Consider the following 26,148-nt stretch of genomic DNA (forward strand, 5'->3'; position numbering starts at 1 on the left):
GCCCGTCTTTTGGACGCCGCTGATATCAGTGGCGTCTAGTCCGCGAAATACCACGCCTTGTCAGTGACCGTGCCCTGCAACGGCACATCCCAGCTCGCCTGAGCCAATCGTTGAACCTTCTGACATTCATGGGCCAAGCCCAGCAGCGTCGGCTTGTGCCAGCTTTTTCGGCGCGCCAGGTACGCCAGGCTTCGGTCGTAGAAGCCGCCGCCCATACCCAGGCGTCCGCCGACATCGTCAAACCCCACCAGCGGCAGCAACACCAGATCCAGCGCCCAGACCTTGCGTTGCCGGGCGATATTGGCCCGTGGTTCTGGAATACGGAAACGGTTGGGTTTGAGTTTTTCACCGGGACGAATCCGCTGGAACACCATTTTGGTTCGCGGCCAGGCGCTGAGTACCGGCAGGTACGTCGCCTTGCCCCGACGTTGCGCGGCACGCATCAACAGGCGCGGGTCGATTTCACCGTCGGTGGGCAGATACAGGGAGATGTGTTTTGCGCGGCGGAACAGTGGGTGCTGGGCCAATTGCTTATACAGCCCGCGAGCGGCCTCGCGCTGCTGACTGGGGGTCAGTGCGCGGCGGGCCTTGCGCAGCATGCGTCGAAGTTGCGGTCGGGGCAGCAGCGCAGGTTCGGTCATGGATTCAGGCTTCAGAAAGTGCGAGTACTAAAAGCGTACCCGTAAACATGCCGATGCCGGTATGAAAACCGGCATCGGATTGAAATCAGGCTCCCCGGATGAACCGCTGCTGACTTAGCCCTTGAACCCGAAAGTTCAAGGTGGAAGATGCAGTAGGCTTTAAGGCTTTCCGTCTAGCGGACATGCACACCAGCCCAACGTGCAACCTCCAGGGTAGTGCGAATCGGCTCAGGGACGTGGTCAACTGGCAAGCACCCCAGGGAGTGATGCGAGTATAACTCAAGCGGCCTGGCGAATCAGCCCTTGGTGACATCCGGATCGGTCGACAGCGCCAGGTCGACGCGGTCCAGCAGGTCGCGAACCTGTTCGCGGGTCGAGCTGCTGGCCTGCACATCCGGACGTTCTTCCTTGTGCAGAAGGTCGTGCGTGATGTTCAGCGCAGCCATCACGGCAATGCGGTCGGCGCCGATGACTTTGCCGCTGCTGCGGATTTCGCGCATCTTGCCGTCCAGGTAGCGGGCGGCGCTGATCAAGTTGCTGCGCTCTTCCTGGGGGCAGATGATCGAATATTCTTTATCGAGGATCTGCACGGTAACGCTATTGCTTGAACTCATGAGTCTTGCTCCAGGGCCTTGAGGCGCGAAATCATCGATTCGACCTTACGCCGGGCGATTTCATTTTTTTCAATGAGGTGCGCGCGTTCCTCGCGCCAGGTCTTTTCTTGAGCTAGTAAGAGTGCGTTTTGACTCTTTAGTTGCTCGACTCGGGTAATCAGCAGCTCGAGTCTGGCCATCAGCGCTTGCAGGTCGGTGTCTTCCATTGTGTCCACGTGTTCGTCTGATGGGAGGTAGCTGGCGGACAGCCTTTAATAGTCTTGGCGAGTCTGTCGATGTAGGATACAAGGCCTTCATTCTAGACATAGCGCCGTCTGGCGCCTAGCTACCCATGCCCATTCAGAATTCTCCGTACCAAGCCTTCGCCACCCTGCTGAGTACCAGCGGCCATCCCGTCTCGCCTGCCGAGTTGCACGGCCTGCTGCTCGGCCGTAGCTGCGCCGGTGCCGGTTTCGATGCCGACAGCTGGCTGGCAGACGCCGCCGAGCTGCTCGAAGGCGAGCCGCAAGACAACGTTCGCAACGCCTTGATCGGCCTGCAAGAGATGGTCAAGGGCGAGCTTACCAGCGACGACATGACCGTTGTTCTGCTGCTGCCGAGCGACGACGCGCCGCTCACCGAGCGCGCAGCCGCGCTGGGCCAGTGGTGCCAGGGCTTCCTCACTGGCTTCGGCCTGACCCGTCGCGAATATGCCCTCAGCGCTGAAGCGACTGAAGTGCTGCAGGATCTGGCCGCCATTTCTCAGGTGCAAGACGCCCTGGAAGAGTCCGACGACGGCGAAAGCGACTACATGGAAGTCATGGAGTACCTGCGCGTCGCACCGTTGCTGCTGTTCACTGAAACCAAGAAAACCGACGAAGCAGCCGCCAAACCGTCGTTGCATTAATCGCGAGCCAGGAAAAGCCATCTGCCCATGATTCATATCCCGAAATCGGAATACAGCCGTCGCCGCAAGGCCTTGATGGCGCAGATGGAACCCAACAGCATCGCCATTCTGCCCGCCGCTGCGGTTGCCATTCGCAACCGTGACGTCGAGCACGTTTACCGTCAGGACAGCGACTTCCAGTACCTCAGCGGCTTTCCCGAGCCTCAGGCCGTTATCGTTTTGATTCCCGGTCGCGAACATGGCGAATACATCCTGTTCTGCCGTGAACGCAATGCCGAGCGTGAGCTGTGGGACGGCCTGCGCGCCGGCCAGGAAGGCGCGATCCGCGACTTCGGCGCCGACGACGCTTTCCCCATCACCGACATCGACGACATCCTGCCGGGCCTGATCGAAGGCCGCGACCGGGTGTATTCGGCCATGGGCAGCAATCCGGAATTCGATCGGCACCTGATGGACTGGATCAACGTGATCCGCTCCAAGGCGAATCTCGGTGCCCAGCCGCCGAACGAATTCGTTGCCCTGGATCATCTGCTGCACGACATGCGCCTGTATAAATCGGCGGCAGAAGTGAAGGTGATGCGCGAAGCCGCGCGGATTTCCGCCCAGGCGCATATCCGGGCGATGCAGGCCAGCCGTGCCGGTTTGCATGAGTTCAGCCTCGAAGCCGAGCTCGACTACGAGTTCCGCAAGGGCGGGGCGAAGATGCCGGCCTATGGTTCGATCGTCGCCGCCGGGCGCAACAGCTGTATCCTGCATTACCAGCAGAATGACGCGGTGCTCAAAGATGGCGATCTGGTGCTGATCGACGCCGGTTGCGAGATCGACTGCTATGCCAGCGACATCACCCGCACCTGGCCGGTCAACGGCAAGTATTCACCGGAACAGAAGGCGATCTACGAGCTGGTGCTGGCTTCCCAGGAAGCGGCGTTTGCCGAAATCGCACCGAACAAACACTGGAATCAGGCGCATGAAGCCACGGTTCGCGTCATTACCGCGGGCCTTGTGAAGTTGGGCCTGTTGCAGGGCGAGGTCGATGAACTGATCGCCAGCGAAGCCTACAAGGCGTTCTACATGCACCGCGCCGGCCACTGGCTGGGCATGGATGTGCATGATGTCGGCGAGTACAAGGTCGGCGGCGAATGGCGCGTGCTGGAAGTCGGCATGGCGCTGACGGTCGAGCCGGGCATCTACATTGCCCCGGACAACCAGAGCGTGGCGAAGAAATGGCGCGGCATTGGCGTGCGCATCGAGGACGACGTGGTGGTCACCAAAACCGGTTGTGAAATCCTGACGAACGGCGTGCCGAAAACGGTCGCCGAGATCGAGGCCTTGATGGCCGCCGCACGGACACAAGCGGCATGAGTCGAGTCAATCTGGCAATCATCGGCGGCGGCCTGGTTGGCGCCAGCCTTGCGTTGGCGTTACAGGCCGGGGCCAAGGCCCGTGGCTGGAAGATCGTGCTGATCGAACCCTTTGCCCCCGGCGATACGTACCAACCGAGCTATGACGCTCGCTCTTCAGCGCTGTCGTTCGGCGCCCGGCAGATTTATCAACGGCTGGGCGTGTGGCAGGAAATCTCTCGCCGCGCCGAGCCGATCAAGCAGATTCATGTCTCCGACCGTGGGCGTTTTTCCACGGCGCGGTTGTCGGCGATGGAAGAGGGCGTTCCAGCACTGGGTTATGTGGTGGAAAACGCCTGGCTCGGCCAATGCCTCTGGCACAGTCTGGACAAGGATGTGATCAGTTGGCGTTGCCCGGCGGAAGTCACCGCCATGGAGCCGCTGACCGACGGCTATCGCCTGACGCTCAACGATGAAACCCTGGTGGAATGCGACCTCGCGGTGTTGGCCGATGGCGGCCGTTCGGGCCTGCGTGAACAGTTGGGGATCGGCATCAAGAAGCGCCCGTACAACCAGAGCGCGCTGATCGCCAACATCACTCCGAGCGAAGCGCACAACGGCATGGCCTTCGAACGCTTCACTGACGACGGCCCAATGGCTTTGTTGCCGCTGCCGGAAAACCGCTGCGCCCTGGTCTGGACCCGTCTGGGCATGGACGCGCAACGGTTGGCGGCCCTTGATGACCGCAGCTTTCTCAACGAGTTGCAGGGCGTGTTCGGTTATCGCCTCGGCACGCTGAAACAGGTCGGCGCCCGCAATTTATATCCGCTGTCGCTGATCGAAGCCGAGGAGCAAGTCCGCCCACATCTGGCGATCCTCGGCAACGCCGCGCACAGCCTGCACCCGATTGCCGGACAAGGCTTCAACCTGTCCCTGCGCGATGCCCAGGCCTTGGCCGACACCTTGCTGAGCAGCGAGACCGCGCTCGGCGATTTCACCACGTTGCAGGCTTATCGCGAGCGCCAGCGTCTGGACCAGAACCTGACCGTGGGCTTCTCCGATCAGGTCACCCGGTTGTTTGGCAGCACCCAGCCGCTGGTTTCCCTGGGGCGCAACATCGGCCTGCTCGGTCTCGATCTGCTGCCGCCGGCCAAGCGCTGGTTCGCCCGGCAGGCCATGGGCCTGGGTACACGTCCCGATGTTTAAGCGGGCGCACCTGCACATCAATATTCATGACGACGCGAGCACTTCGGTGACGCGCGTCGAGAGAACCCTTTACCTGCGGCTCAAGCCGCAAGAGAGACAGGCCTAAAGCATGGAAATGCGCGCAGATCTGCTGATTGTCGGGGCCGGAATGGTCGGCAGTGCCCTGGCGCTGGCGTTACAAAACAGCGGGCTTGAAGTCCTGCTGCTGGACGGCAGCCCTTTGAGCGTCAAACCCTTCGATGGCCAAGCGCCGTTCGAGCCGCGGGTGAGCGCCCTGTCGGCGGCCAGCCAACGAATACTCGAACGCCTGGGCGTGTGGGACGGCATCGCCAACCGGCGCAGCAGTCCTTACACCGACATGCACGTCTGGGATGGCAGCGGCACCGGGAAGATCCATTTCTCGGCGACCAGCGTACATGCCGACGTACTCGGGCATATCGTCGAGAACCGTGTGGTTCAGGACGCCTTGCTCGACCGGCTGCACGACTGCGACCTCGGGATGCTGGCCAATGCGCGTCTGGAGCAGATGCGCCGTTCCGGTGACGATTGGCTGCTGACCCTGGCCGATGGCCGCACCTTGCGGGCACCGTTGGTGATCGCGGCGGATGGCGCCAACTCGGCGGTGCGGCGCCTGACCGGCGTTGCGACCCGCGAATGGGATTACATGCACCACGCGATCGTCACCAGTGTGCACTGTTCCAAACCGCATCAAATGACCGCGTGGCAGCGTTTCACCGACAACGGCCCGCTGGCGTTTCTACCGCTGGAACGTGACGGTCAGCAGGATTGGTGCTCGATTGTCTGGTCGACCACGCCGAGCGAAGCCGAACGCCTGATGGCGCTGGACGACGAAAGCTTCTGCAAGGAGCTGGAGCGGGCCTTTGAAGGCTGCCTCGGCACGGTGCTCAGCGCCGACCCGCGTCTTTGCGTGCCGCTGCGTCAGCGTCATGCCAAGCGTTACGTGGCAGAAGGTCTGGCGCTGATCGGCGACGCGGCCCACACCATCCATCCGCTGGCCGGACAGGGCGTGAACCTCGGTTTCCTCGATGCCGCAGTGCTGGCCGAAGTGCTGCTGCAAGCGGCCGCGCGCGGTGAGCGATTGGCGGATGTGAAAGTGCTCAGTCGCTATGAGCGTCGGCGCATGCCCCACAACCTGGCGTTGATGGCGGCGATGGAAGGGTTCGAACGGCTGTTCCAGGCCGATCCGTTGCCGGTGCGCTGGTTGCGCAATACCGGATTGAAGATGGTCGACCAGATGCCCGAGGCCAAGGCGTTGTTCGTGCGCGAAGCGCTTGGGTTGATTGGGGATTTGCCGGCGTTGGCCAAGGCCTGAAGCCCACTCGCCACATTGTGATTCATTCGATTGTGCAACATCTGGTAACTCCTCCGCCCAGTGTTCGATTGAGAAGCGAAATGTGAGTCCTTATCATTTGGCCTCACTTCCCATTTCGAGAGACCGCTTCCATGTTGGCACCCAAGCGTCTACTGACCGCACTGGCCCTGACCCTGATAGGCAGCACCGCCGCCCAGGCTGCCGACGCGGTGGTGGTTTACTCCTCGCGTATCGATGAGCTGATCAAACCGGTCTTCGATGCCTACACCCAGAAAACCGGCGTACAGGTGAAGTTCATCACCGACAAGGAAGCGCCGTTGATGCAGCGGATCAAGGCCGAGGGCGAAAACGCCACTGCCGACCTGCTGCTGACCGTCGATGCCGGCAACCTCTGGCAGGCCGAGCAGATGGGCATCCTCCAGCCGTTCACCTCCAAGGTGATCGACGCCAACATCCCGCTGCAATACCGCGCATCCTCCCATGCCTGGACCGGCCTGAGCCTGCGGGCGCGGACCATCGCCTACTCCACCGACCGGGTGAAACCCGGTGAGCTGACCACCTACGAGGCGCTGGCCGACAAACAGTGGGAAGGCCGCCTGTGCCTGCGCACGGCGAAGAAGGTCTACAACCAGTCCCTGACCGCCACCATGATCGAAGTCCATGGCGCCGAGAAAACCGAGAAGATCCTCAAAGGCTGGGTCAACAACCTGTCCACCGACGTGTTCTCCGACGACATCGCCGTGCTGGAAGCGATCAATGCCGGTCAGTGCGACGTCGGCATCGTCAACACTTACTACTATGGCCGTCTGCACAAGCAGAAGCCGGACCTGCCGGTGAAACTGTTCTGGCCGAATCAGGGCGACCGTGGCGTGCACGTCAACCTGTCGGGTATCGGCCTGACCAAACATGCACCGCACCCGGAAGCCGCCAAGGCGCTGGTGGAGTGGATGACCACGCCTGAAGCGCAGAAGATTTTCGCTGACGTGAACCAGGAGTTCCCGGCCAACCCTGCCGTTCCGCCTTCGGGTGAAGTCGCGAGCTGGGGCAAGTTCGTGGCCGATACCTTGCCAGTGGAAATCGCCGGCAAGCGTCAGGCTGAAGCGATTCGGATGATGGATCGGGTCGGCTGGAACTGAGTCTGCTGCTTTAAAGATCAAAAGATCGCGGCCTGCGGCAGCTCCTACCGGGTAAATACCATCCCGACGTAGGAGCTCCCGTAGGCTGCGATCTTTTTGCGGTTTGCATACACTTCGTTGATTTACCCGAGAGCTTTTCCTTGGCCCACCCCGCCCAACGCCGCTGGTATCCCCTGGTCTTCGCCATCGCTGCGCTGGTCCTGCTGCCCCTGAGCGTCCTGCTTCTTTCCTGGCAAACCATCGATCAGCAGATCTGGTCCCACCTGTGGGGTACGCAGATGCCGCGGCTGCTGGGCAATACCCTCACGCTGGTCGTCGGCGTTGGCATCGGCGTGACGCTGTTGGGCGTCAGCCTCGCCTGGCTCACCAGCCTCTGTGAGTTCCCGGGGCGGCGGTGGCTGGACTGGGCGTTGATGCTGCCGTTCGCGATTCCTGCCTACGTGCTGGCCTTTGTCTTTGTAGGCCTGCTGGATTTCGCCGGGCCGGTGCAAACCCTGTTGCGCGAATGGTTCGGCAGTGGTCTGAGGCTGCCGCGAGTGCGTTCCACCGGCGGCGTGATTCTGGTGCTGGTGCTGGTTTTCTATCCCTACGTTTACCTGTTGGCGCGCACTGCATTTCTGGCTCAGGGCAAAGGCCTGATGGAAGCGGCGCGAGTCCTTGGGCAATCCCCGTGGCAGGCGTTCTGGCGAGTGGCGTTGCCCATGGCTCGCCCGGCGATCGGCGCGGGGGTGGCGTTGGCGCTGATGGAAACCCTGGCGGATTTCGGTGCGGTGTCGGTGTTCAACTTCGATACGTTCACCACCGCCATTTACAAGACCTGGTACGGCTTTTTCAGTCTCTCCACCGCCGCGCAACTGGCCAGCCTGCTGCTGTTAGTGGTGATGGTGGTGTTATATGGCGAACGCCGTGCCCGCGGCGCCAACCGGGCGGGCAACGAACGGCCGCGGGTCAAGGCGCTGTATCACCTGCATGGGGTCAAGGCGCTGGCGGCGATGAGCTGGTGTGGTCTGGTGTTCGCCTGCGCCTTCGTCATTCCTGTGCTGCAACTGCTGGTGTGGTTCTGGCAACGCGGGCGCTTTGATCTGGACGAACGTTATGCCGGGTTGATCGTGCACACCCTGTACCTGGGCGGCATGGCGGCGTTGATTACTGTCAGCGTCGCGCTGCTGCTGGCGTTTGCCCGTCGATTGGCACCGACCCGGGCGATCCGTTCCGGCATCAGCCTGGCCAACCTCGGCTACGCACTGCCGGGCTCGGTATTGGCGGTATCGATCATGCTGGCGTTCAGTTATCTGGATCGCGAACTGGTGATTCCGCTGTCGGGCTGGCTTGGCGGCGCGGGCAAACCGTTGCTGCTGGGCAGTCTGTCGGCGTTGTTGCTGGCCTATCTGGTGCGATTCATCGCCGTGGCTTACGGGCCGCTGGAAAGCAGCCTGGCGCGTATACGGCCTTCTTTGCCCGAAGCAGCACGTAGCCTTGGCGTCAGTGGGCCACGACTGTTTTTCAAAGTGTATCTGCCGCTGCTGCTTCCGGGCACGTTGAGCGCTGCGTTGCTGGTGTTCGTCGACGTGCTCAAGGAAATGCCCGCGACCCTGCTGATGCGCCCGTTCGGCTGGGACACGCTGGCGGTGCGGATCTTTGAAATGACCAGCGAAGGCGAGTGGGCGAGGGCCTCGTTGCCGGCACTGACCCTGGTTCTGGTCGGGCTGTTGCCGGTCATCGGATTAATCAGAAGGTCGGCGCATCGAAACGGCTAGGTGTCAGTCCTACACCTTGCGGCTACAATGCGCGGCATTCGGTGCGGTCCGTCTTTCAGACCGGGTTGCTGAAATCGGCTGAAAGCCTTTATTTCAAGGCATTTCACCCCGTACAGCGGCTGTCCGCACCTTCGCCACGCCCGGAAGGAGAAACCCATGGGACAGCGCACGCCTCTGTATGACCTTCATCTCGCCCTCGGCGCGAAGATGGTCGATTTTGGCGGTTGGGATATGCCTCTGCATTACGGCTCGCAGGTCGAGGAACACCATCAGGTGCGCCGCGATTGCGGGGTTTTCGATGTATCCCATATGACCGTGATCGATGTCGACGGCCCCCAGGCCAAGGCCTGGCTGCAATACTTACTGGCCAACGACGTCGAGCGCCTGCACAGCCCCGGCCGTGCCTTGTACAGCGCCATGCTCAACGAGCACGGCGGTATCGTCGATGACATGATCGTCTATCGCCTCGATGACGGATATCGGCTGGTGGTCAACGCCTCCACCCGCAATCAGGACCTGGCCTGGATGCAGGCTCATCTCGGCGACTTCGATGTGCAGCTCAACGAGCGTTCCGAGTTGGCGATGCTGGCCATTCAAGGCCCTCACGCCCGGCACAAGATTGCCGAACTGGTGACCCAGTCCCGCGCTACGTTGATCCAGCAGCTCAAACCTTTCGAAGGTCAGGCCGACGGTGACTGGTTCATCGCCCGCACCGGTTACACCGGTGAGGACGGTCTGGAAATCGTGCTGCCGGCCGATCAGGCGCCGGGGTTTTTCAACGATCTGGTGGGCGCAGGAATTTCCCCGATCGGCCTCGGGGCGCGCGATACCTTGCGGGTCGAAGCCGGCATGAACCTGTACGGTCAGGATATTCATCAAGACGTTTCGCCATTGGCTTCCAACATGGCCTGGAGCATTGCCTGGGAACCGGCCACGCGCCAGTTCCTTGGCCGTACCGCCCTGGAGGCCGAGCAGGCCGCTGGCGTGCAGCACAAACTGGTCGGTCTGGTCCTTGAAGAACGTGGCGTTTTGCGAGCGCATCAGGTGGTTCGCATCGCCGATGTTGGCGAAGGGGAGATCACCAGTGGTAGTTTCTCTCCTACGCTTAGCAAGTCGATTGCACTGGCGCGCGTGCCGGCGGCCACCGCCGACCGCGCTGAAGTGGAAATCCGTGGCAAGTGGTACCCGGTTCGAGTGGTCAAGCCGACCTTCGTACGCCATGGCAAAACCTTGATCTAACCTTTTTTGGCGGTCAATGACTGCCGACATTTTTCTTGAGGACACAGAACATGAGCGAAATCCCTGTCGACCTGCGTTTTGCCGAAAGTCACGAATGGGCCCGTCTAGACCATGATGGCGGCGTGAAAGTGGGTATTTCAGACCATGCTCAGGAAGCCTTGGGTGATGTAGTGTTCGTCGAGTTGCCGGAGATCGGCAAAGTGTTCGCTGCCGGTGAAGCGGCGGGTGTCGTCGAGTCGGTCAAGGCTGCGTCGGATATCTACTCGCCGGTCTCCGGCACAGTCATTGCCGTCAACGAAGAGTTGGCCAACAGCCCGGAACTGGTCAACAGCGCGCCTTATGACAGCTGGTTCTTCAAACTCGAGCCAAGCGATACCTCTGAGCTGGACAAGCTGCTCGACCCGATGGCCTACAAGGCCGCCATCGGCGAGTAATGCCCGCTTTGCAGGAGCTGTCTTCGGCAGCTCCTGCAAAGGCCGAATCAAGTCCGCAACACGGCTTTCACCGCAGCCACCGAACGCTCGACATCCGCTTTATCCATGGCCGTGAACATCGGCAGCGAGACGATCAGTCGTCCGACCCGTTCGGCGACCGGGAACATGCCTTCCTTGAACCCGCGTTCGCGGTAAAGACTCAGCAGGTGGATCGGCGGGTAGTGATAGCCGATACCCACTCCCAGTGCCTGCATCTGCTCCATGAAAGTGGCCCGTGCCGGTTTGCCATCCTGGCGTTCCGGGAGCACCAGTTGGAACAAATGCCAATTGCTGTTCTCGAAATCCGCCGGGGGCAGTTGAGCACCGTACTGCGCTTCGAAGTCCTCGCCGAAGCAAGCGAAGTAATGTTTGGCCAGCTCACGACGATGAGCGGTGATCGCTTCGATGTGGGCAAACTGCCCCAGGCCAATGGCTGCCGCGACATCGGTCATGTTGAACTTGCCGCCCAGCACATCAACGTCCAGCCCGTCGAAACCGCTGCGGGTGACGCCCTGCAAGCGGTACTTTTCCGCCAGCCGCGCTTCCTCGGCGTTGTTCAGTACCAGGCAACCGCCTTCTGAACAGGTGACGTTCTTGTTCGCCTGGAAACTGAAGGACACGAAATCGCCAGTCGCACCGATTCGCTGGCCGTTCCAGCTCGAACCCAATGCTTGGGCGGCATCTTCCACCACTCGCAAACCATGCTTTTTTGCAATCGCGTAAAGGCGCGTCATGTCCACGGGCAGTCCCGCGAGAAACACCGGGATGATGGCTTTGGTGCGTGGGGTAATCGCTGCTTCAAGCTGCGTCAGGTCTATATTGCGGGTGACTGGGTCGATGTCGGCAAACACCGGCGTGGCGCCAACTTCCAGAATCACGTTGGCGGTGGCCACCCAGGAAATCGGCGTGGTGATCACTTCATCACCCGGTCCGACGCCGGCAATTCGCAATGCGATCTCCATGGTGCAGGTGCCGGAATTGAACGTACGCACTGGGCGCCCGCCGAAATATTCCGAGAGTTGCGCTTCAAAAGCCTGCACCTTGGGGCCGCTGGTAATCCAGCCCGAGCGCAGCACATCGCCGACAGCGGCAATCGTGGCTTCATCGATGGTGGGTTTGGAGAAGGGCAGGAAAGACAGTTGGCTCATAAATGTGGATACCCGATCAGCGAACGTTTGTAGGCGCCGAGCATAATGATCCGGATTGACCGACAGCGCCACGCCATCCGTGCCGGTATCGACTGCTATGCTGGTTTGACCGAGTTGCATCGACGCTGAGCGCCAGTCATGAGAGAGCCCGTCATGTCCCAGTTGCCGTCCTTGAGCCAGTTACGCGACCCCAATACCTTCCTGCGCCGCCACCTCGGGCCCGATGCCGCCGAGCAGCAGGCGATGCTCGACAGCCTGGGCCTTGGCAGCCGCGTCGAGTTGATCGAGCAGACGGTGCCGCCGGGAATCCGCCTGAACCGACCGCTGGACCTGCCGCCGGCCCTCGATGAGGTAGCCGCACTGGCCAAACTGCGCGGCTACGCCGAACAGAACCAGGTCTGGACCAGCCTGATCGGCATGGGGTATCACGGCACCCTCACGCCAGCCGTCATCCTGCGCAACGTTCTGGAAAATCCCGGTTGGTACACCGCTTACACGCCTTACCAACCGGAGATTGCCCAAGGCCGGCTCGAAGCGCTGTTGAATTTCCAGCAACTGACCATCGACCTGACCGGCTTGGAACTGGCCAACGCCTCGCTGCTGGATGAAGCCACGGCGGCCGCCGAGGCCATGGCGCTGGCCAAGCGTGTCGCCAAGTCCAGAAGCAATCTGTTCTTCGTCGACGAAAACTGTCACCCGCAGACGATTTCTGTGGTGCAGACCCGGGCCGAAGGGTTCGGTTTCGACCTGGTCATCGACGCTGTGGATAACTTGAAGCAGCATCAAGTGTTCGGCGCGTTGCTGCAATATCCCGACACCCATGGCGAAATTCGCGACCTGCATCCGCTGATCGATCATCTGCATGCTCAGCAAGCCTTGGCCTGCGTCGCCACCGACCTGCTCAGCCTGTTGTTGCTGACTCCGCCGGGAGAGTTGGGCGCCGATGTGGTGTTCGGTTCATCCCAGCGCTTCGGCGTGCCCATGGGGTACGGCGGCCCGCACGCGGCGTTTTTTGCCAGCCGCGACGAGTACAAACGGGCGATTCCCGGGCGGATCATCGGCGTGTCGAAAGATGCTCGCGGCAATGTCGCCCTGCGCATGGCCCTGCAAACCCGCGAGCAACACATTCGCCGGGAGAAGGCCAACTCGAATATCTGCACCGCCCAGGTGCTGCTGGCCAATATCGCCAGTTTCTATGCGGTCTACCATGGTCCGGAAGGGCTCAAAAATATTGCCCAGCGTGTCCATCGGCTGACCTGCATCCTCGCCGCCGGCCTGGAACGCCATGGCGTTACACGTGTGAACCAACAGTTCTTCGACACGCTGACCCTGGAGGTCGGTGGCACTCAGACCGCGATCATCGAAAGTGCCCAGGCGGCGCAGATCAACTTGCGCATTCTCGGTCGCGGGCGGTTGGGCCTGAGCCTCGACGAAACCAGTGACGAAACCACCGTGGCGAAGCTGTTCGATGTGTTTCTCGGTGCCGATCATGGGCTCAACGTCGAGGAACTGGATGCTGAGACCCTGGCGTCCGGCATTCCTGCAGGATTGCAGCGCAGTACGCCTTATCTGCGTCATCCGGTGTTCAACGCCCATCACAGCGAAACCGAAATGCTGCGTTACTTGAAGCAGCTGGAAAACAAAGACCTGGCGCTCAATCAGTCGATGATCCCGCTGGGCTCCTGCACCATGAAGCTCAATGCCACCAGCGAGATGATCCCGATCACCTGGCCGCAGTTTGCCAACCTGCACCCGTTCGTGCCGAAAGAGCAGGTGGTGGGTTATTCCTTGATGATCGAGGAACTGGAACGCTGGCTCTGCGCGATCACCGGTTTCGATGCAATCTGCATGCAGCCCAACTCGGGCGCCCAGGGCGAGTACGCCGGGTTGCTGGCAATCCGCAGATATCACGAGAGCCGTCATCAGGGCGCGCGGGATATCTGCCTGATCCCGTCTTCGGCCCACGGCACCAACCCGGCCTCGGCGCAAATGGCCGGGATGCGGGTGGTGATCGTCGAGTGCGACGAGGCGGGTAATGTCGATCTGGAAGACCTTAAAGAAAAGGCCATCGAGGCGGGGGACAAACTCGCCTGCCTGATGGCGACTTATCCTTCGACCCATGGGGTCTACGAGGAAGGCATCAGCGAGATCTGTGAAGTTATCCACCGCCATGGCGGTCAGGTATACATGGATGGCGCCAACCTCAACGCGCAAGTCGGGTTGGCGCGGCCGGCAGACATCGGCGCCGACGTGTCGCACATGAACCTGCACAAGACTTTCTGTATTCCCCACGGCGGTGGTGGGCCGGGGATGGGCCCGATTGGTGTCCGGGCGCACCTGGCGCCGTTTGTCGCCAATCACCCGGTGGTGCCGATCGATGGCCCGCTGCCGGGGAACGGAGCGGTAAGCGCAGCCCCTTGGGGCAGTGCAAGCATTCTGCCGATCAGCTGGATGTACATCGCGATGATGGGGCCGCAACTGGCGGATGCGAGTGAGGTGGCGATCCTCGCCGCGAATTACCTGGCGCAGCATTTGTCCGGGGCGTTCCCGGTGCTTTACACCGGGCGCAACGAGCGCGTGGCCCACGAATGTATCCTCGACTTGCGTCCGCTCAAGGTGCTGACCGGGATCAGCGAAGAAGACGTTGCCAAACGCCTGATGGACTACGGCTTCCATGCGCCGACCATGTCATTCCCGGTGCCGGGGACGTTGATGGTCGAACCGACCGAGAGTGAATCGAAGGCGGAACTGGACCGTTTTATCGATGCGATGCTGAGCATTCGCGCGGAAATCAACGAGGTGCAGAACGGCAACTGGCCGGCGGAGGACAACCCGCTGAAGCGTTCGCCGCATACCCTGGCCGACATCACCGGTGTCTGGGAGCGGCCGTACAGCATCGAGCAGGCGGTGACGCCGGATGCACACACCAAGGCCCATAAGTACTGGCCGGTGGTGAACCGTGTGGACAATGTCTACGGCGATCGCAACCTGTTTTGCGCGTGTGTGCCGGTGGATGAATACCGCTGAAGTCACTCGCCCCGACAAATCAGGGGTGAAAAAATGCCGCTCATTTAGAGCGGCATTTTTTGTTCAGCAACGAACCTTACTTCGAGGCGATGGCATTCTTCGCCAGGATGGCGTTCGCCAGTTCCATGTCCGTGGCTTGCAGGCCAGGGTTTTCAGCGCGGACTTTCTGCATGGCGGCTTCCAGATAGGGGCCGCGAATGGCGCCGTCACTGGCGACAAAGCTACCGGCGTCGTCCTGGGCGGCGACGATCAGCTTGTGATCCCTGGAGGTCAGGTAGGACGTACCGGTGGTGGCACCGGAAGTAAGGACGTTACGCAAAAAGCTGTCATCAGCCATCGCCGAACCGACTTGAAGGGACAACACGGCGACGGTAGCGACAGCAAGTTTGAGACGCATAAAAGGTGACTCCACTGGGTTTTAACTGCGGCCTTTGATTGCCAATAACCCAATCGAGTTCCGTGACGTTAGTCGGCCCGCTCCACCAGTAAAATCGCCCCTTGTTGCCCGATCACCCGAACACGGCTGCCGGACGCGGCATCAGGCCCTCGGGCCATCCACACACCGTCGGCGACCTTGATCTTGCCGCGGCCATCGACAATCGCTTCAGTGACCACGAACACCTTGCCGATCAGCTCTTGCCCTCGCAGGTTCAGGTTCGGCTGATCGCTGGCCCGCACCACACTGCGCTGACGTCTCCACCAGTACAGGGCGGTGAGGATCGAAAAAACGGCAAACAACAGCACCTGCCATTCCCAGGGTAAACCCGGTATCAGGAACTTCAGCACGCCGACGGCGGCGGCTGCCATGCCGATCCACAGCAGATAACCGCCGGCACCGAACACCTCGAGGATCAGCAACAGCGCACCCAGGGCCAGCCAGCTCCAGAACGAGAACAGTTCCATGGGCGGCGACCTCAGCCTTTCTTGCCGTCGAAGGTGGCCTTGACGATTTCGCCGATGCCGCCGACTGCACCAATCATCGAACCGGCTTCGAGCGGCATCAGGATCACTTTGCTGTTGTTGGCCGAGGCCAGTTTGCCCAAGGCATCAATGTACTTCTGTGCGACGAAGTAGTTGACCGCCTGCACGTTACCGCCGGCGATGGCTTCGGACACCACTTTGGTGGCCTGGGCTTCGGCCTGGGCCTGACGTTCCCGGGCCTCGGCTTCGAGGAACGCCGCCTGACGACTGCCCTCGGCTTCGAGAATCTGCGCCTGTTTCTTGCCTTCGGCGGTGAGGATCGCCGAAGCGCGCAAACCTTCGGCTTCCAGAATCTGTGCGCGCTTGATCCGCTCGGCTTTCATCTGGCCGGACATGGCGGCCATCAGGTCGGCGGGAGGGCTGATGTCCTTGATCTCGATCCGGGTGATCTTGATGCCCCACGGCGCCGTGGCTTCGTCGACGGTGCGCAGCAGTTTTTCGTTGATGTTGTCGCGCTGGCTGAGCATCGCGTCCAGCTCCATGGACCCGAGCACGGTGCGGATATTGGTTTGCAACAAATTGCGCACGGCATGTTCGAGGTTGTTCACCTCGTAGGCGGCCTGGGCAGTATTGACCACCTGGAAGAAGCACACGGCGTCGATCTGCACGGTGGCGTTGTCGGCGGTGATGACTTCCTGGGGCGGAATGTCCAGCACGCTTTCCATCACGTTGATCTTGCGGCCGATGCGGTCCATCACCGGAATGATGATGCTCAGGCCTGGCTTGAGGGTGTTGGTGTAACGGCCGAAGCGTTCGACCGTCCATTCAAACCCTTGGGGCACCACTTTGAAACCCATGAAAAGAATGGCCACGACCAGCGCGACGAAGAGAATCAGTGCAATGCTCATAACGGTCCCTGTCCAGTCTGGATTGAGTTGCGATGACCAGAGTGTAGGGCAAAAGGTTTGGATGCGACTTGGGGGAAGTATCCGAGCGCAATCTGTAACCTATTTCTGCTCACTCTGCGGTGTCACCCGCAACACCTCTTCAATCGTGGTCAACCCCGCCGCTACTTTCTGCGCCCCCGACAACCGCAAACTGCGCATGCCTTCCTTGAACGCCTGACGCCGGACCGCCAGCAAGTCGGTGTCGGGGTTGATCAGCGCTTTGATGCCATCCGTCAGCTGCATGATTTCGTAAACCCCGGCGCGACCGCGATAGCCGGTTTCGCGGCATTCCAGGCAACCGATGGCGCGCTGGGCATTGGTCGGCAGTGGCGCTTGCCAAGGCCGGGTCAGGGTTTGCCAATCGTCTTCGCCCAACGTCAAGGGGGCCTTGCAGTGAGGGCATAACGTACGCACCAGGCGCTGGGCCATGACCCCGAGTACCGTGGCCTTGATCAGGTAATGCGGCACGCCGAGTTCCAGCAGGCGGCTGATGGCACTCGGGGCATCGTTGGTGTGCAATGTCGACAGCACCAGGTGCCCGGTGAGTGCCGCCTGAATTGCCATCTCGGCGGTTTCGAGGTCGCGGATCTCGCCGATCATGATGATGTCCGGGTCTTGTCGCATCAGCGCGCGCACGCCGGCGGCAAAGGTCAGGTCGATGTTGTGCTGGACCTGCATCTGGTTGAACGCCGGTTCGACCATTTCGATCGGGTCTTCAATGGTGCAGAGGTTGACCTCCGGCGTCGCCAGTTTTTTGAGGGTGGTGTACAGCGTGGTGGTCTTGCCCGAACCGGTTGGCCCGGTCACCAGAATGATGCCATTGGGCTGGCGGATCATGTCTTGCCAGCGGCGCAGGTCCTCGGCGGAAAAACCCAGTTGATCGAAGTCCTTGAGCAGCACTTCCGGGTCGAAGATCCGCATCACCATCTTCTCGCCGAACGCTGTCGGTAATGTCGACAACCGCAGCTCGACTTCGCCGCCGTCCGGGGTCTTGGTCTTGACCCGGCCGTCCTGGGGTTTGCGTTTTTCCGCAACGTTCATCCGCCCCAGGCTTTTCAGGCGACTGACGATGGCCATGGTCACCTGCGGCGGGAATTGATAGACGTTGTGCAGCACGCCGTCGATGCGAAAGCGCACCGTGCCTTGCTCGCGCCGGGGTTCGATGTGGATATCGCTGGCCCGCTGCTGGAACGCGTACTGGAACAGCCAATCGACGATGTTGACGATGTGCGCATCGTTGGCGTCCGGCTCCTGGTCGCTGGCGCCGAGGTTGAGCAATTGTTCGAAGTTGCCCAGGTTGCTTGTCTTCTGATCGGCGTTGGTGGCGCCGGTGACCGATTTAGCCAGGCGGAAAAACTCCACGCTGAAGCGCTGGATATCCACCGGGTTGGCCACCACGCGCTTGATCGGCAGTTTCAATACGTGGGTCAGGTCGACTTCCCAGCCGCTGACGAAGGGCTGGGCGCTGGCCACGGTGACGGCATCACGGTCGATGGCCACCGCCAGAATCTTGTGGCGTTGGGCGAAGGCATAGGACATCAGCGGCGTAATGGCGGCGACGTTGATTTTCAGTGGGTCGATGCGCAAGTAAGGCTGGCCGGCCTGCTGGGACAGCCACAGCGTCAGGCTTTCCAGATCGAGGTGTTTACCGGGACGGCTGAGATCGTCCAGATGTTGGCTGGCGATGAACTCCAGCGGATGTTGCTGAGCATTGGTGGCGTGACGGCGGCGGGCGTTGAGTGCGTGTTCGGCAGAGTCCTGGCTGACAAAGCCCTGGGCGACCAGTTCACGCAGCAAATCGTTAAGGTCCAGCCAGCGGTCCTGAGTGGCAAGTTGAACGGACATGCGGGCTCCTTATGAACAACCGTTCGCAAAGGATAGCTGGGCACCCGCAGACCGTTGGGCCACTACCCGACCAACACGTGTCGGGTTTTTTCAGGGGAGGGGGTCAGCCCGCTGCCTGCGCCGGCTCCTGCCACGCCGAATCGGCCGCTTGCAGATTCACCGAGCAGACGCTGATCAGGTTACGCAGTTTTTCCGCGATCACCTGGGCTCGGTGCCAGCTCAGGCCGTCCATGACGATGTCGATCGACAGCAGATCGTCCAGGCGCTGCACGTTGACCTGCTGCGGCGTCAGAAACTGCAAGGCGAACAGATTGAGCGCGCGGCACAGCAGATCCGGCTCGGCCTCGGCCAGCAGTTGGTATTGAACGCGGCAGTGGGCGTTGCTGACGTTCCAGACATCGGCGCGGGCGGGCGGGGTGTTCACGGCTTCGAGGGGCGGCATGGTCAGGCTCCAAAATCATTGGAGGAATTTTTACATTCGGTGTGGGGTATTTCTTATCTATGATTGGGCTTGTTGACGATTTATCGAATCGATCAATTCAAGATCATATTAATTTCAGGTTTTTCTATGCATAGCGAGCTGGATGGCTACGACCGCAAGATTCTCGCGTTGCTGCAAGAGGACGCTTCGCTCTCCAGCGCGCAGATCGCCGAACAGGTGGGACTCTCGCAGTCGCCCTGCTGGCGGCGGATCCAGCGGATGAAGGAGGAGGGGATCATTCGCGGTCAGGTGACGTTGCTTGACCGCAAGAAAATCGGCCTGAACACGCAGATCTTCGCCGAGATCAAACTCAACGCCCACGGACGTTCGAACTTCACTGAGTTCACCGAAGCGATTCGCGGTTTTCCCGAAGTGCTGGAATGTTATGTGCTGATGGGATCGGTGGATTTCTTGTTGCGGATCGTCACGGCAGACATCGAGGCTTATGAGCGTTTCTTCTTCGAGAAACTGTCGATGGTGCCGGGGATACAGGAGGTCAACTCGATCGTGGCTTTGTCGGAAATCAAATCCACGACGAGTTTGCCGGTGTTGCGTTGATGATGTTCGAGGGCCTTTGTGGCGAGGGAGCTTGCTCCCGCTGGAGTGCGAAGCGCTCCTAATCCGGCCATTGCGGTATGCCAGACAAACCGCGATGCCCGGATTACGACTGCTTCGCAGCCGAACGGGAGCAAGCTCCCTCGCCACAGGTGTTGGGTGTTACATGCGCAATAGCATTTTCCAGGCGCGATTCTGATACACCGCAATCGCCTGCTGCTTACGCGCATCCAGCGACTCATCGGTGATCGGCTCGTTAGCCAGCAGGGCAAGCTGTTTCAGCTCACCGTACAGGCGATCCATTTCCGGGATGTCCAGCACGCTACGGGCGTGGTGCAGCCAGGCCTGGATACGCTCGATGCGCGGCAGTTGCTCGGCCAGGTCTTCCGGCTGTTGCTGGTAACGCTGCAGTTGCAGCGAGTTGGCTTCTTCGCCCAGAAGGCGTGGCAGCCAGCTGCCCAGTTGCGCGGCGCCCTGGCGATTGCCACGGGTGTTGCGATCGGCAGCCCAGGTACGGGCCAGCAACCAGCGCGAAGTGTTCAGCGAGAACAGGCCCCAGCGCGGATCTTCCAGCTCTTCGAGGAACTGCTCCGGCGCGGCTTTGCGCACGTCTTCGTCGTCCAGGCCGGCCTGTACCAGCGGGCGCCAGTCTTCCAGCAAGGCATCCAGCGCGACCCGCAGATCGTGAGTCGACTGACGCGGCGCGGCTTGACCGAGGCTACTGATCAGCGCGCGCATTTCAGCGAGGTTTTCGACCCAGTCCTGCAGCAGGCGCCAGTGGCCATTAAAGCGATATTGCTCGGCCAGGCGCTGGCTGCTGCCAAGCAAATGCCAGCACAAGGCGGCGAACGCATCGTCCAGTGGCATTTCGGCGGTGATCTGCGGCGCCGGCAAGCTCAGCGAGTAGCTGTTGGCGTCGAACAGGCGATAACCGCGTTCGGCCTTGCTGATGTCGCATGGCATCAGCGGCAGGGTCGCGGCCAGTTCGGCGGCCAGTTCCAGCAGTGCGGCCGGCTCGCCTTCGCGCAGTTCCAGTTCCAGCTCGCAGATTTCTTCTTTCTGCTTGCCGACCACCACGTGGCCCAGGTCCAGCGCGGCTTCGATGACCACTTTGGTCTTGCCACGGCCCCAGGCGATTTCCGCGCGTTCACGCACGAAATCGGTGGTGAAGATGGCTTTCAGGGTTTTCTTGTCCAGTTCGGCCAACTGCTCGGGCCAGCATTCGCCGTCGAGCTTCTTCACGTCGAGTTTGGCTTTGGGCAGGTGCCAGTCGTACTCGTGACGTTCGGACAGACCGGCGACGCTCTGGCCGCGGGTCTTGAGGGTCTGAATCACTTCTTCGCCATCGCGGCGCAGGCGCAGGGCAACCTTGGCGCGGGCCAGGTCGCGCTCGGGCGTGTCGAAGTACTGGTTCATCAACTCACGGCGTTCCCAGCCACTTTTGTTGCGTTTCTTCAGTAACGGGTGCTCGCGCAGGGCGGCGAGGGTTTCGCGGCTGACGCGGAGTTTGATTTCGGTTTCTTTCTGCATGGCCGGAAAATCCAGGATCGGGAGCGCAGCCGGGGAAATGTGTGGCTGCCAAGGTCGTGCAGTGTACAGGACTCAAGGGTTGTAGGGTCTGTTGACGCTTGGTGACGGCCGCGACGGTTTATTCCTGTCGCCGGATGGCTCTATGATGGACTTCAATTCGGGAGTTGGGAGTCAGCGATGCCTTTGCCGTCCATGAAAGATCAGTTCGCTGCGCTGATCGCCGCGCCGTCCGTCAGCTGTACCCAACCGAATCTGGATCAAACCAATCGGCCGGTCATCGACTTGTTGGCGACATGGCTCGGGGAGCTGGGTTTTGCCTGCGACATCCAGCAGGTCAGCTCCGGCAAGTTCAACCTGCTGGCCAGTTTCGGTTCCGGTCCCGGCGGCCTGGTGCTGGCCGGTCACAGCGATACGGTGCCGTACGACGCGGCGCTGTGGCAGACCGATCCGCTGAAACTGACGGAAGTGGATGGCCGTTGGGTCGGTCTGGGCAGTTGCGACATGAAGGGCTTTTTTGCCCTGGCCATCGAAGCCGTCAAACCCTTGCTCGAGCAACCATTCAAGCAACCCTTGCTGATTCTTGCGACCTGCGATGAAGAAAGCTCGATGTCCGGTGCGCGTGCCTTGGCCGAAGCCGGGCGACCACTAGGTCGTGCGGCGGTGATTGGCGAGCCGACGGGGTTGAAACCGATCCGTCTGCACAAAGGCGTGATGATGGAGCGCATCGATATCCTCGGTCAGAGCGGTCACTCCTCGGACCCGAGCCTGGGCCATAGCGCCCTTGAAGCCATGCACGATGCCATCGGCGAACTGCGCGGCTTGCGTCTGGCGTGGCAGCGGGAATTTCGTAATCCACAGTTCAGTGTGCCGCAGCCGACGATGAATTTCGGCTGCATTCACGGTGGCGATAACCCCAACCGCATCTGCGGCCAGTGCTCGCTGGAATTTGACTTGCGTCCGCTGCCGGGCATGGACCCCAGTGCCCTGCGCGCGGCGATTTTGCAGAAGCTCAACCCTATTGCCGCACGGCACCAGGTGAAGATCAATTACGCGCCATTGTTCCCCGAAGTGCCGCCATTCGAGCAGGCCGAGGACTCGGAATTGGTGAGGGTCGCCGAAAAGCTCACCGGCCATCGCGCCGAAGCAGTGGCGTTCGGCACAGAAGCGCCTTATCTTCAGCGCCTTGGCTGTGAAACACTGGTCTTGGGCCCCGGCGATATCGCCTGCGCCCACCAACCGGGGGAATACCTCGAAATGTCACGTTTGCAGCCTACCGTGCATCTATTACGTCAACTGATCGAACATTACTGCCTGACGCCGGCGTCGCTCGTATAAATTGCCAGTGTCACTACCCGTACTTATGAGGAGAGCGCGCGTGTCGCCAAGCCTGTTCCGACGATAACCATCAGCCCGCTGTGCGTTTACTGCGTTACTCTTTTTTCGGCTGCTATTTATTACAGGCCCAGGTTCATGCCCGAATACGTCAATTGGCTTCGTCACGCTTCGCCTTACATCAACGCCCACCGCGATTGCACCTTCGTCGTCATGCTGCCCGGCGACGGTGTGGAGCACCCGAACTTCGGCAATATCGTCCACGACCTGGTGCTGCTGCACAGCCTGGGCGTGCGACTGGTGCTGGTTCACGGTTCGCGTCCGCAAATTGAAACCCGCCTCGCTGCTCGCGGCCTGACCCCGCACTACCACCACGGCATGCGCATCACCGATGCGGCGACGCTGGAGTGCGTGATCGATGCGGTCGGCCAACTGCGCATCGCCATCGAAGCGCGGTTGTCCATGGACATGGCCTCGTCGCCGATGCAGGGCTCGCGCCTGCGGGTGGCCAGCGGCAATCTGGTCACTGCGCGGCCGATCGGCGTGCTCGAAGGTGTCGATTATCACCACACCGGCGAAGTGCGCCGGGTCGACCGCAAGGGCATCAATCGCCTGCTGGACGAACGCTCCATCGTGCTGTTGTCGCCGTTGGGTTACTCGCCGACCGGCGAAATCTTCAACCTCGCCTGCGAAGACGTCGCGACCCGCGCGGCCATCGACCTGGGCGCAGACAAGTTGCTGCTGTTCGGCGCCGAGCTCGGTCTGCTGGATGAACAGGGTCGTCTGGTTCGCGAGTTGCGTCCGCAACAAGTGCCGGCACACCTGCAACGCCTGGGCAGCAACTATCAGGCCGAGCTGCTGGATGCGGCCGCTGAGGCATGCCGGGGCGGTGTGGCGCGCAGTCATATCGTCAGCTACGCCGAAGACGGCGCGCTGCTGACCGAACTGTTCACCCGTGACGGTGGCGGTACGCTGGTGGCCCAGGAGCAATTCGAGGTGGTGCGCGAGGCGGCCATCGAGGACGTCGGCGGTTTGCTGGACTTGATCAGCCCGCTGGAAGAGCAGGGCATTCTGGTACGCCGTTCCCGCGAGGTGCTGGAGCGTGAGATCGAGCAGTTCAGTGTGGTCGAGCGTGAAGGCATGATTATCGCCTGCGCGGCGCTGTATCAGATTGCCGATTCGGATGCGGGGGAGCTGGCGTGCCTGGCGGTGAACCCGGAGTACCGTCATGGCGGTCGCGGTGATGAATTGCTGGAGCGCATCGAAACCCGCGCCCGGGCTCAGGGCCTGAAAACCCTGTTCGTGCTCACCACCCGGACCGCCCACTGGTTCCGTGAGCGGGGTTTCGTGCCGAGCAGCGTCGATCGCTTGCCGTCGGCGCGGGCGTCGCTTTACAACTATCAGCGTAATTCGAAGATCTTCGAAAAAGCCCTCTGACTGAGCGGCTGTGATCGTTCCCACGCTCCGCGTGGGAATGCAACCCGGGACGCTCCGCGTTCCATCGAGAGCCGAACGCAGAGCGTCCGAAGAGGCATTCCCACGCAGAGCGTGGGAACGATCATCACTCAGTGACGTATTTGGCGCTGACATACGGCGAATAATCCGGCAGCACCGTTTCTACCTTCCCTTGCTCCCGCAAGAACTTCGCCATCTCTCCAATCGTCTTCGTCGTGCCGCCAATGCACCGCGGTCTGCTGCGCGGCGCTGACCACTTACGAACCGCGATTGAAACGACGCCAATCGACTTTATGGCCTATGGTTTCTCGAATCGCCGTCGGCTCGAAGGCCTGCGGTGGGGGGGGACGCCGGTTTGATAGCCGAACGCGAGCGTCGTCGCCTGAGTGGAAAGAGAAAATATTAGCGATACACAAACTGTAACAAATTGACTAGATAGTGCGCGTTTAGCCATGATGGCGTCGCCTTTTCGATAGGGATTGACGCGTACGGGATGTGCCAAAGCCAATGGGAATAAAAAAAGGCTGGTAAATACCCTTTAGGAATTAGCTTTTGGGCCAATGCCGTTATATCCGGTTCGATGAGCCGCCGGCAGGGACTCAATATTCGACGTTAGACCTTGGTCGTAGACACACATGGTTACGATTGACTTGGTAGTCACGGTCTGGCGCTAATCGCGCATCTGTGGATCCAGGGCTCTCGACCCAAGACCAAAGAACACAAAAATTAGAAAACGAGAGGAGCGAAACATGAATAAGTCCACCTTAGCCCTGGCTGTGGCCGTGGGGGTTTTGGCGCAGCAGGCAGGCGCAGCGGGTTTCCTGGAAGATAGCAAGGCTTCCGTCAGTTCTCGCACGATGTATTACGACGCTGACGTACGTGAAGGAGCGAGCACTCCTGCTAACAGACAGCGAGAAGCCGCTGAGGGTCTCAAGTTCGATTACCTGTCCGGGTTCACCCAGGGTACCGTTGGTTTCGGTATCGACGCCCAGGCACTGGTCGGCATCCATCTGGATGGCGGCAGGGGACATCACCCGCTCGGTAACAGCAACTCCTTCTTCCCGAGCGACGGCGACAGGTCCGCCGACGAGTGGAGTCGTCTGGATGGCAACGTCAAGGCGCGCTTCTCGAAGACCGAGGCCCACTTGGGTGGCGCTTTGGCACCTAACTTGCCGATCCTGATCGCGAACGACAGCCGTGTGCTGCCGCAGACCTTTGACGGTGGCACCATCACCTCGAAGGAAATTGACAATGTGACCTTCAACTTGGGTCAACTGGAGCACGCGTCGGGTCGCGCCTCCTCCAACAGGACTGGCCTGGCAGTCGCTGGCGGTACTCATGACAGCAACCAGTTCCGTTACGCCGGTGCTGACTGGAAAGTCACCAAAGACCTCACGCTGCAGTACTACTACGCGAACCTGGAAGACTACTACAAGCAGAACTTCCTCGGCCTGGTGCACGTCTACCCGATCGCCCCGAACCAGTCGTTCAAGACTGATATTCGTTATTTCGACAGCAGCTCCGATGGCAAGAACGGCGACGTCGGCTACCGCTTCAACAACAACAATGGCTACGCCAAGAATCCAGGCGAGGTCGATAACAAGACCTGGAGCGCGACGTTCACCTACACCCTGGGTGGCAGCGCGTTCCTGCTTGGTCATCAGCGTGTCAGCGATGACGGCGGCTTTGTCTTCTTGAACCAGGGCAGCCTGATCGATAGCAAAGGTCGTCCAGAAGGTGCCGGTGGCGCCAGCTTCTACTCGTTCACCGACGCCACCGTGGGCAGCTTCATCCGTGCCGGTGAAAACACCACGTACGGTCAGTACTCCTATGACTTCGCCTCACTGGGCGTGCCAGGTTTGAAAGCTTCGATTGCTTACCTCGATGGCCGAGACATCAAGGCAACCAACGGCGTGGGTAAAGACCTGAATGAGCACGAGACCGACGCGCGTGTGGACTACGTGATTCAAACGGGCCCACTCAAAGGGTTTGGCACGACTCTGCGTCACGGTACTTACAGCGGTAATACCAGCACCGCTGACCAAGACCAGACCCGTCTGATCTTCAACTACACCTACAGCTTCCTGTAATAACCCTCAAAAAAAGCCTCGCCTGTTGGCGAGGTTTTTTTTGGTGTGTTTTTTTATATTCCAAAAAAATAGCTTAAGTTGATTATTTATTCTTTTTTGTTTTTTACCCAAGTCTATAAAATGAATCCATCAGGTACTCATTGGCAGCGACACGAGTATCGGATTCAGCACCCCCGATTTTGAAGATCAAGG

Annotated in this window: 23 protein-coding genes and 1 other RNA gene; 13 read left to right on the top strand and 11 right to left on the bottom strand. The window is 60.6% G+C overall.

Going from position 1 to position 26,148, the window contains the following annotated elements:
- Positions 1 to 35: 35 nt before the first annotated feature.
- The 4 genes from AC07VO_RS08120 to AC07VO_RS08135 form a co-directional block, all read right to left on the bottom strand.
- Positions 36 to 641, bottom strand: a complete 606-nt coding sequence (locus AC07VO_RS08120) for a 5-formyltetrahydrofolate cyclo-ligase (RefSeq protein ID WP_018927583.1) — start codon at positions 639 to 641, stop codon at positions 36 to 38.
- Positions 642 to 728: 87 nt separating this feature from the next.
- Positions 729 to 907: non-coding RNA, 6S RNA (gene ssrS, locus AC07VO_RS08125), on the bottom strand.
- Between the two features lie 30 nt (positions 908 to 937).
- Entirely contained in the window at positions 938 to 1,255 is a 318-nt protein-coding gene (locus AC07VO_RS08130) for a cell division protein ZapA (protein ID WP_086944368.1), read from the bottom strand.
- The gene (locus tag AC07VO_RS08135; RefSeq protein ID WP_007940359.1) at positions 1,252 to 1,461 is read right to left on the bottom strand and encodes a TIGR02449 family protein; all 210 of its coding nucleotides are present in this window, start codon (positions 1,459 to 1,461) and stop codon (positions 1,252 to 1,254) included. The genes AC07VO_RS08130 and AC07VO_RS08135 overlap by 4 nt, the downstream gene beginning before the upstream one ends.
- A gap of 125 nt (positions 1,462 to 1,586) precedes the next feature.
- On the opposite strand from AC07VO_RS08135, the gene AC07VO_RS08140 reads away from it, so the two are divergent.
- The 8 genes from AC07VO_RS08140 (at position 1,587) to gcvH (ending at position 10,586) form a co-directional block, all read left to right on the top strand.
- Complete coding sequence (locus tag AC07VO_RS08140) at positions 1,587 to 2,141, top strand: YecA/YgfB family protein (protein ID WP_007940361.1); 555 nt, start codon at positions 1,587 to 1,589, stop codon at positions 2,139 to 2,141.
- Positions 2,142 to 2,168: 27 nt separating this feature from the next.
- On the top strand, positions 2,169 to 3,503 hold the full coding sequence (pepP, locus tag AC07VO_RS08145) for a Xaa-Pro aminopeptidase (RefSeq protein WP_086944369.1): 1,335 nt from the start codon (positions 2,169 to 2,171) through the stop codon (positions 3,501 to 3,503).
- Positions 3,500 to 4,687, top strand: coding sequence for a 2-octaprenyl-6-methoxyphenyl hydroxylase (gene ubiH, locus AC07VO_RS08150; RefSeq protein ID WP_064621037.1), 1,188 nt, complete (start codon positions 3,500 to 3,502; stop codon positions 4,685 to 4,687). The genes pepP and ubiH overlap by 4 nt, the downstream gene beginning before the upstream one ends.
- Before the next feature lie 115 nt (positions 4,688 to 4,802).
- Complete coding sequence (locus AC07VO_RS08155; protein ID WP_173861167.1) at positions 4,803 to 6,020, top strand: 2-octaprenyl-3-methyl-6-methoxy-1,4-benzoquinol hydroxylase; 1,218 nt, start codon at positions 4,803 to 4,805, stop codon at positions 6,018 to 6,020.
- A 131-nt stretch (positions 6,021 to 6,151) separates the two neighbouring features.
- Positions 6,152 to 7,156, top strand: coding sequence for an extracellular solute-binding protein (locus AC07VO_RS08160; protein ID WP_086944371.1), 1,005 nt, complete (start codon positions 6,152 to 6,154; stop codon positions 7,154 to 7,156).
- 140 nt (positions 7,157 to 7,296) lie between these two features.
- Positions 7,297 to 8,913, top strand: coding sequence for an ABC transporter permease (locus AC07VO_RS08165; protein ID WP_064621034.1), 1,617 nt, complete (start codon positions 7,297 to 7,299; stop codon positions 8,911 to 8,913).
- Positions 8,914 to 9,069: 156 nt separating this feature from the next.
- Positions 9,070 to 10,152 carry a glycine cleavage system aminomethyltransferase GcvT gene (gcvT, locus tag AC07VO_RS08170; protein WP_086944372.1) on the top strand — a complete coding sequence of 361 codons (1,083 nt, stop codon included), beginning with the start codon at positions 9,070 to 9,072 and terminating at the stop codon, positions 10,150 to 10,152.
- 50 nt (positions 10,153 to 10,202) lie between these two features.
- The gene (gene gcvH, locus AC07VO_RS08175; RefSeq protein WP_018927591.1) at positions 10,203 to 10,586 is read left to right on the top strand and encodes a glycine cleavage system protein GcvH; all 384 of its coding nucleotides are present in this window, start codon (positions 10,203 to 10,205) and stop codon (positions 10,584 to 10,586) included.
- Positions 10,587 to 10,633: 47 nt separating this feature from the next.
- Here gcvH and AC07VO_RS08180 read toward each other — a convergent pair whose 3' ends face one another.
- Positions 10,634 to 11,773 carry a DegT/DnrJ/EryC1/StrS family aminotransferase gene (locus tag AC07VO_RS08180; RefSeq protein ID WP_064621367.1) on the bottom strand — a complete coding sequence of 380 codons (1,140 nt, stop codon included), beginning with the start codon at positions 11,771 to 11,773 and terminating at the stop codon, positions 10,634 to 10,636.
- A gap of 153 nt (positions 11,774 to 11,926) precedes the next feature.
- Between AC07VO_RS08180 and gcvP the strand changes: the two genes are divergently transcribed.
- The gene (gene gcvP / locus AC07VO_RS08185; protein ID WP_086944373.1) at positions 11,927 to 14,800 is read left to right on the top strand and encodes an aminomethyl-transferring glycine dehydrogenase; all 2,874 of its coding nucleotides are present in this window, start codon (positions 11,927 to 11,929) and stop codon (positions 14,798 to 14,800) included.
- Positions 14,801 to 14,876: 76 nt separating this feature from the next.
- Here the strand turns inward: gcvP and AC07VO_RS08190 are convergent, their stop codons facing one another.
- From AC07VO_RS08190 to AC07VO_RS08210, 5 genes are all read right to left on the bottom strand, one after another.
- Positions 14,877 to 15,197, bottom strand: coding sequence for a DUF2388 domain-containing protein (locus AC07VO_RS08190; protein ID WP_018927594.1), 321 nt, complete (start codon positions 15,195 to 15,197; stop codon positions 14,877 to 14,879).
- 68 nt (positions 15,198 to 15,265) lie between these two features.
- The gene (locus AC07VO_RS08195; RefSeq protein ID WP_018927595.1) at positions 15,266 to 15,703 is read right to left on the bottom strand and encodes an NfeD family protein; all 438 of its coding nucleotides are present in this window, start codon (positions 15,701 to 15,703) and stop codon (positions 15,266 to 15,268) included.
- A gap of 11 nt (positions 15,704 to 15,714) precedes the next feature.
- On the bottom strand, positions 15,715 to 16,629 hold the full coding sequence (locus AC07VO_RS08200; RefSeq protein ID WP_007940374.1) for an SPFH domain-containing protein: 915 nt from the start codon (positions 16,627 to 16,629) through the stop codon (positions 15,715 to 15,717).
- A 99-nt stretch (positions 16,630 to 16,728) separates the two neighbouring features.
- Entirely contained in the window at positions 16,729 to 18,513 is a 1,785-nt protein-coding gene (tfpB, locus tag AC07VO_RS08205; RefSeq protein WP_028939117.1) for a type IV pilus assembly ATPase TfpB, read from the bottom strand.
- A gap of 103 nt (positions 18,514 to 18,616) precedes the next feature.
- Positions 18,617 to 18,955 (bottom strand): ACT-like domain-containing protein, encoded by a 339-nt coding sequence (locus AC07VO_RS08210; protein ID WP_019650166.1) that lies wholly within the window; start codon positions 18,953 to 18,955, stop codon positions 18,617 to 18,619.
- A gap of 126 nt (positions 18,956 to 19,081) precedes the next feature.
- Here AC07VO_RS08210 and AC07VO_RS08215 point away from each other — a divergent pair, with 126 nt between their 5' ends.
- On the top strand, positions 19,082 to 19,552 hold the full coding sequence (locus tag AC07VO_RS08215) for an Lrp/AsnC family transcriptional regulator (protein ID WP_018927598.1): 471 nt from the start codon (positions 19,082 to 19,084) through the stop codon (positions 19,550 to 19,552).
- A gap of 159 nt (positions 19,553 to 19,711) precedes the next feature.
- Here the strand turns inward: AC07VO_RS08215 and AC07VO_RS08220 are convergent, their stop codons facing one another.
- The gene (locus AC07VO_RS08220) at positions 19,712 to 21,079 is read right to left on the bottom strand and encodes a CYTH domain-containing protein (RefSeq protein ID WP_018927599.1); all 1,368 of its coding nucleotides are present in this window, start codon (positions 21,077 to 21,079) and stop codon (positions 19,712 to 19,714) included.
- 177 nt (positions 21,080 to 21,256) lie between these two features.
- Here AC07VO_RS08220 and argE point away from each other — a divergent pair, with 177 nt between their 5' ends.
- The 3 genes from argE (at position 21,257) to AC07VO_RS08235 (ending at position 25,956) form a co-directional block, all read left to right on the top strand.
- A complete protein-coding gene (argE, locus tag AC07VO_RS08225; RefSeq protein ID WP_086944375.1) occupies positions 21,257 to 22,414 on the top strand; it encodes an acetylornithine deacetylase in 1,158 nt (385 codons plus the stop codon).
- Positions 22,415 to 22,549: 135 nt separating this feature from the next.
- Positions 22,550 to 23,848, top strand: a complete 1,299-nt coding sequence (gene argA / locus AC07VO_RS08230) for an amino-acid N-acetyltransferase (RefSeq protein WP_019580550.1) — start codon at positions 22,550 to 22,552, stop codon at positions 23,846 to 23,848.
- A 767-nt stretch (positions 23,849 to 24,615) separates the two neighbouring features.
- Positions 24,616 to 25,956, top strand: coding sequence for an OprD family outer membrane porin (locus AC07VO_RS08235; protein ID WP_064621028.1), 1,341 nt, complete (start codon positions 24,616 to 24,618; stop codon positions 25,954 to 25,956).
- Positions 25,957 to 26,148 lie beyond the last annotated feature (192 nt).

The sequence above is a fragment of the Pseudomonas sp. GW821-FHT03E01 genome (genome assembly GCF_059420765.1).